The following is a 6412-nucleotide window of genomic DNA, read 5'->3' on the forward strand; positions in this document are numbered from 1 at the left end:
CTTTTAAATTATTCACAAAAAGGTGATAAGTTCCTCTCAAAACAAACAATTTATGTTTCACAAAAGAGACAAAAAAAATAACCTTACGTGTTTTTTGCAAAGCAATGACAAATACACAAGTAACTCAAGGTGACTGACATTAGCCCAATAAAATCATAACCTTACAACCAAAAAACATGGAGTAAGCTTAGAAATTCATTTTAATAAACAGCTATGTCTGTATGGGTAAGCACTTCATAAATACACCTCTTTCCTAGATGGATCCAGAAATCGACAGTCCTTCTTAAGCATAACCCAATGCAATGTTGACGCATTGCATTGGGTTTCCAACGAAGCTTTTATCTTCGGAAGGCTCACCACTGCTGACTCAATAATTCAAAATGAAGAACTGGTTTCAGGAAAAGCCTTCATTCATTGGGTGGGGAGGAAAGCGTTTGAACCTATCCTGCTACTCGTTCTCTAAAATCATATACTCGATTGGTTACACACATAAAAAAGCGCCGCAATTGCGACGCTTTCATGAATAACAGTGAATTTGATTTTATGCGTAGTTTTTCTCAAACTCTTGCATAAAATCGACTAACGCTTGTACACCTTCTAGCGGCATGGCGTTATAAATGGAAGCTCGCATACCACCAACGGCTCGGTGCCCTTTTAGTGATTTCAGCCCTTTGGCATCTGCTAGTTCAAGGAACGTCGCATCCAGTTCAGGTTTCGCAAGTTGGAATGGCACATTCATCAAAGAACGGTTTGCTGAGTGCACGCCATTACGGTAGAAATCAGACTGATCGATGTAATCATACAGTAGTGCGGCTTTAGCGCGGTTCACTTGCTCGATCGCTTTTACCCCACCCTGCGCCTTTAACCATTTAAAAACTAGGCCAGACAGGTACCATGCAAAGGTTGGTGGCGTGTTGAACATTGATTCTTTCTCAGCCAGAACAGTGTAATCCAAGATACTTGGCAGTACCAGCTTCGCCATACCTAACAAGTCGTCGCGCACGATAGCGATAGCAATGCCTGAAGGACCAATGTTTTTCTGAGCGCCCGCATAAATCACACCGTATTTCGATACATCAATCTCACGAGAAAGAATCGTCGAAGACATGTCAGCAACGATTGGTTTGTCGGTGACAGGAAGATCGTTAATCTCGATACCGTCAATGGTTTCATTTGGACAGAAATGCACGTAAGCCGCTTCTGGAGCAATTTTCCATTCGTTTGCAGGTAGAACGGCTACTTTTCCGTTGATTTCTGTTTTTGCATCAAATACGTCTGGCTCGCAGTATTTCTTCGCTTCAGCTACCGCACTTTCAGCCCAATAACCGCCGTCGATGTAAGTTGCCGTCTCGGCATCACCAAGTAAGTTTAGAGGAACAGCAGCAAACTGAGCACGAGCACCACCTTGGCAGAACAGCACTTTATAGTTGTCCGGAATATTCAGAAGATCACGTAAATCTTGCTCGGCTTCTTCTGCAACTTTGATGAACTCTTTGCTTCGGTGGCTGATTTCCATGACCGAAGTACCAAGACCTTGCCAATCAATTAGTTCCTGTTGTGCTTGCTGCATAACTGCTTTAGGCAGACCTGCTGGCCCTGCACTGAAGTTAAATACGTTGTCCGTATTTTGTTCCATGATGCTCATTGCTCCTGCTATGTAAATATTACGAAATTAATATCACGTTTTCGCAGCGATAAAAACAAGAAAAGAGGTCTTACGACCTCTTTTTAAAGACTAAGCGTTAAATTGGATTAATTCCGCAACAATACTTGGCTACTGTTGTTGCATCAAGGCAGGCATAAGTAGCGCCACTAATGGGAACTCATGTCCATTTTCGAACTTCAATTTGCCTTCACCGATTTCTGCTTTGAGTTGATAACCGCCCTCTACTTTCTCGATCAACTCCATGATGAGCAGCTCATCAATTCCTTCTTGAATAAATGGGTAGTGCGTCACTAATTCGTCAGAGAAGTAAGTGCTGAGCTCACCAGTAGTCGCCGTCATCAACTTCATTGGGTCTTGAGTAATGTGGTCAGTACCTTCAGGAATGGATAATTGCCACTCGTTATGGAACTTACCGTCACCAAACGCAAGTGAAAGCTCATTCACGGATAAATCAAAGCCTTTGCTAAACAGCGTGTCAACATGCGGCAATAAGCTCGCAATTTCCTGCTCGTCTAACATTGGAGAGCTTTGATAGATAGACATAATTTGGTCAAATGACTGGCTATCCACATCTGCAATTGAGAAATCTAACTTAAAGTTATCGACATCCGTACCATCAGTTAAACGCAGTTTCTTAGCATCTAGGTTCAGCTGACTGTTCAGCTTATCACCAGACTCATTCATCGTAGTGTTGCCGCGGTAACTTGCATTCTCAATCAAAAAGACAGGCGTTAAGTTCGAATCAACCACATCCAGCTTCTCTAGAGAAAAAGATTGCTCACCCAGCCAATAGCCTTTTGCTTGCTTACCTTTACCCTGACCTGTCAATGCATTCAGATGAAGCTCTTCACCGTTTTCAAAATCCACTTGAACAGAAGGAACAGAAACTTGGTAATTGAGATCACCCAATACCGTCACATCCCCTGTCACTTTTACAGGGCTTGTAGAAACAGAAACACCTTGCGCTTCGTTACGATAATGCCAACTGTCTAGGTCAAGGGTGAATGCCGTATTGCCATTTAGTTGAGTCTGACTGTGCATCGTGAGAGGCAAAAAGTCATTGTCCACCAATTTTGAATCTGCTGTTAGGCTTGTTAGACCGTGGCTAACATCACTGGTTACGTCAAACGTCGTTGGCATACCATCACGCTCTAGCTGCGTTTTAAGCTCAGGATCAACAACTGAATAACGAGTCAGCACGACTGAAGACAAATAGCCACGCTGATACTCGACCACTTCGCCTTTAATCATTTCATCATTCATATTGGTAATACCATCTTCAATGATGGACTGACCAATTTGTCCGACAGCCAATGGCCAACACAGCGCTAATGAGATAGCACCACCAATGGCGCCGATTTTTTTAAGATTTTGCATAACGTCACTTATTAGGTATTTTCGGTCAGTCTACCCCAAACCTTCTGTGGAGAAAACATTGAGACAAATCAGACTATTGATGCTTATTCTAGTCCATTAATCAGGAATCATACTTGGCTCCCACTCATCATGTCCTTTTATTGTTAAAGTTTGCGTGGCGAAGTTTTAACCGGAGCTAAAACATCTGTGAATCGTTATGCTGTGTTGTGTCTCGACAACAACCCAATCAGTGCTGAACAGTTTCGATTGGAGCTGTCCGCCTTCTCAAGTAAGTTTGATATTTTTTCTGTCGAATCGATAGAAGAGGCTCAAAGCGCTTTAGAGTATCTAGAGGAAAGAGAGCAGACTGTTGCTTTAGTTATAGCGAGCCATCACGCTCATTTTAATGGCGTGGATTTTCTTATTGGTTTAGACCGGATGCCGCATACCGAGCAAGCAAGAAAAATTCTTATTAGCTGCTCGTCTGATATAGAGGCAATTCTCACTGCTGTTAATGAAGGCAGGCTCGACCACTGCCTCACTAAACCTTTGCCAGATCACGTCTTATTTAACACAGTGCAAAAAGAGCTGACCCAATTTATCTTGCGAAACGGTAAAGAAGACCTGCTAAGTTACAGTCAGATATTGGATCATCACAGCTTGTTGCGAGCGCACATCAATAATCAGATGAGCCATTATCAAGCGGGCTTTTTACACGACTACCACTCGATGTCTGATGCCGAGTTAGCCGAGCAAGTGATCTCCGCTCTCCAGCAGTTTTTCAAAGATAACGACGAAACAAGAGCGTGCCGTACATACTCACCTGAACACTTATTAACCGTGGAAGGCGAGCCAAATAGCTTTTTGTGGTTTATTACCGATGGTGAAGTGGCTCTGTACAAGCGCGATGAACAAGGCATGCAGCGAGAGGTTGTACGCCATAACAAAGGTAATATTGTCGGAGGCATGTCGTTTGTTACTGGGGAATGTTCTTTCTCGACAGCCCTAACGCTGACAAAGACAGAGGTCATCAAACTCGATCGCAACGTATTCAATAAAGTGATGCAAAGCGACTCAAACTTGCTGCCTCTTTTTACAAACTTGCTTTTACGCCACTTCAACCGCCGATTACAAAGAAGCATCAACACCAAGCTGCAACTTCAAAAAACGCTCGAATCGCTGGAGTCTGCCCACCAGCAACTCATTGAAAGAGAAAAAATGGCGATGCTCGGCCAGTTGGTTGCGGGCGTGGCGCATGAACTAAATAATCCGATAGCAGCGATATTGAGGGGCGTAGAGAATTTAACTCATACGCTTGCACGATTACTTAACGAAGTACCCAGTTCCGATATACAAATCAAAGGCATTGAGTTACTGAGCAAAGCTCAAACCGCAAAACCCGCTTCAACCGCAGAGCTCAGATCACGCGTTAAAGCACTTAATCATGCCCTTCCAGACCGAACACTGGCTAAGAAAGTGGTGAACCTTGGGCTAGAGTCAGATCACGAGTTACTCACTCAACTAACGAAAAAACAGCAAGTGTCTTCTCATGTTCTCGATACTCTTGAGCAATACCACAAAGCAGGTTCCACTCTTCGCTCGATTAACGTCTGTGCTGCGCGAATTGCAGATATGGTGAAAAGCCTTAAAGGTTACGCACGCTCAGATGATGAGACCCAGCACTATGCTGATATTCATGAAGGTATTGAAGACACCTTGGTGATCTTCGAAAACAAACTAAAAATGCATCAGGTTTCCACTAATTATGCGGATTTACCTCCTATCCTTTGTCAACCAATCGCTCTCCAACAGGTATGGACGAATTTGGTCTCTAACGCCATTGATGCATTTCCGGAAAAAGGCGTTTTAAAAATACAAACACGTCTTGCAGAAAAAGATCATACACATTACGCCGCTATCTCGTTTGAAGATAATGGGTGTGGCATTCCTGAATCGCAAAGAGAAGCCATTTTCGAGCTCAACTTCACGACGAAAAAAGAAGGCAACTTTGGTTTAGGCATTGGACTGTCCATCTGCCAGCAAATCGTGACAGCACATAAAGGATGGATTGACGTCGAATCAGAGCTCGACAAGTTCACACGAATGACAGTCTGGTTACCAGTCATCGAAAAAGGAGATGAAATATGACCAAGTATTTAATTTTATGTGTCGATGACGAACGAGAAGTCTTGGATAGCGTGCTCCAGGATCTCGCTCCCTTTGAGGAACATTTTATTGTCGAGGGAGCGGAATCAGTCACTGAAGCAAGGCAAGTGATCGAGGAGATGGCGGAAGAGGAAGTTCAGCTTGCGCTCATTTTATGCGACCACATTATGCCGGAGCAAACTGGGATTAGCTTCTTAATCGAACTCAGTCAAAATGGTGACACAAAAGCGGCCCGCAAAGTCTTACTTACAGGACAAGCCGGCTTAGAGGACACCGTTGAGGCCGTCAATAACGCAAGTCTGGACTATTACATAGCCAAACCATGGAGAGGTGAAGAGTTGAGAAAAGCAATCGTGTCTCAGCTTACTGCTTTTATGATTGCAAATGATGATAACTTATTATCTTGGACTCAGGTCCTTGATTCTGAGGCGATCCTCAATGCCATGGCTGAACGCAGAGCAAGCTTCGGCGAGTAATATGCGTGGCTCTAGCTTGAATGTCACCAAAGCCAGCTGATCCACGTTATTTCGCGCAATAGCGCGAGTATGGAAAAGCATCACTATTTATCCGATTGATGCTCTTAGACGTTATGTATATGGCGTAGTTTTTGCTTAAACCAACTAACTATTAAGTTAATTGACAAAACATCGACACATTTTTGTTGGTCGTGGACCTTCCTTTTTATTATGATGTCGGACAAATCAGATTACGGTTCAAGTGGTTGCTTGAATCCATGGAAATAATGAACAAGGTTTATCGTTAGTTATGCGTAAAACACTATTAGCCGCTGCCTTACTAGTGGCATCAAGCCATGCCCTAGCCGCAAACGACCGCAATGCGCCAGCAACTATGAGCAACTTTAGCTACGACTATTTCGAAGCACGTATTGGCGCAAGTCCTGTGACATTTGGTGCTGGATTCAGCAAATCAATTCACCCTAACGCACATGTTATTGCTCGTATCGACTCTGAGTTTGAAAGTGATTTTGACTCAGCCGCTGGTTTTGGCTTTCATTCGCCACTAAACAACTGGGCTGACCTTACAGGTGAAATGCTAATGCGCGTTGTACAACCTTCAAGCGATAGCAGCACTGACGTAGGTATGGAACTGAACTTAGGTGTTCGTCAATGGTTAGGTCCTCAATTAGAAGTAGGCGGCAAAGTCGGCTACGTTTCTATTGATAACGATGACGACTGGACCGGTGCAGCATACGCTCGTTTCCAC

At 43.7% G+C, this 6412-nt stretch carries 5 protein-coding genes; 3 read left to right on the forward strand and 2 right to left on the reverse strand.

Annotation, left to right across the window (positions count from 1 at the left end; genetic code table 11):
- Positions 1–541: 541 nt before the first annotated feature.
- Both serC and CAG69_RS20005 read right to left on the reverse strand, forming a co-directional pair.
- Positions 542–1636, reverse strand: coding sequence for a 3-phosphoserine/phosphohydroxythreonine transaminase (serC, locus tag CAG69_RS20000; protein ID WP_161445851.1), 1095 nt, complete (start codon positions 1634–1636; stop codon positions 542–544).
- 138 nt (positions 1637–1774) lie between these two features.
- Positions 1775–3043 (reverse strand): DUF945 family protein, encoded by a 1269-nt coding sequence (locus CAG69_RS20005; protein WP_161445853.1) that lies wholly within the window; start codon positions 3041–3043, stop codon positions 1775–1777.
- Positions 3044–3229: 186 nt separating this feature from the next.
- On the opposite strand from CAG69_RS20005, the gene CAG69_RS20010 reads away from it, so the two are divergent.
- From CAG69_RS20010 to CAG69_RS20020, 3 genes are all read left to right on the forward strand, one after another.
- Positions 3230–5170 carry an ATP-binding protein gene (locus CAG69_RS20010; protein WP_161445855.1) on the forward strand — a complete coding sequence of 647 codons (1941 nt, stop codon included), beginning with the start codon at positions 3230–3232 and terminating at the stop codon, positions 5168–5170.
- A complete protein-coding gene (locus CAG69_RS20015) occupies positions 5167–5664 on the forward strand; it encodes a response regulator (protein ID WP_012841921.1) in 498 nt (165 codons plus the stop codon). Before CAG69_RS20010 ends, CAG69_RS20015 begins: the two co-directional genes overlap by 4 nt.
- Before the next feature lie 289 nt (positions 5665–5953).
- Positions 5954–6412: hypothetical protein (locus tag CAG69_RS20020; RefSeq protein WP_161445857.1), on the forward strand; the 459-nt coding region annotated here is incomplete at its 3' end.

It is taken from the genome of Vibrio sp. V43_P6S15P86 (genome assembly GCF_009904725.1).
Taxonomy (GTDB): Bacteria; Pseudomonadota; Gammaproteobacteria; order Enterobacterales; family Vibrionaceae; genus Vibrio; species Vibrio diabolicus.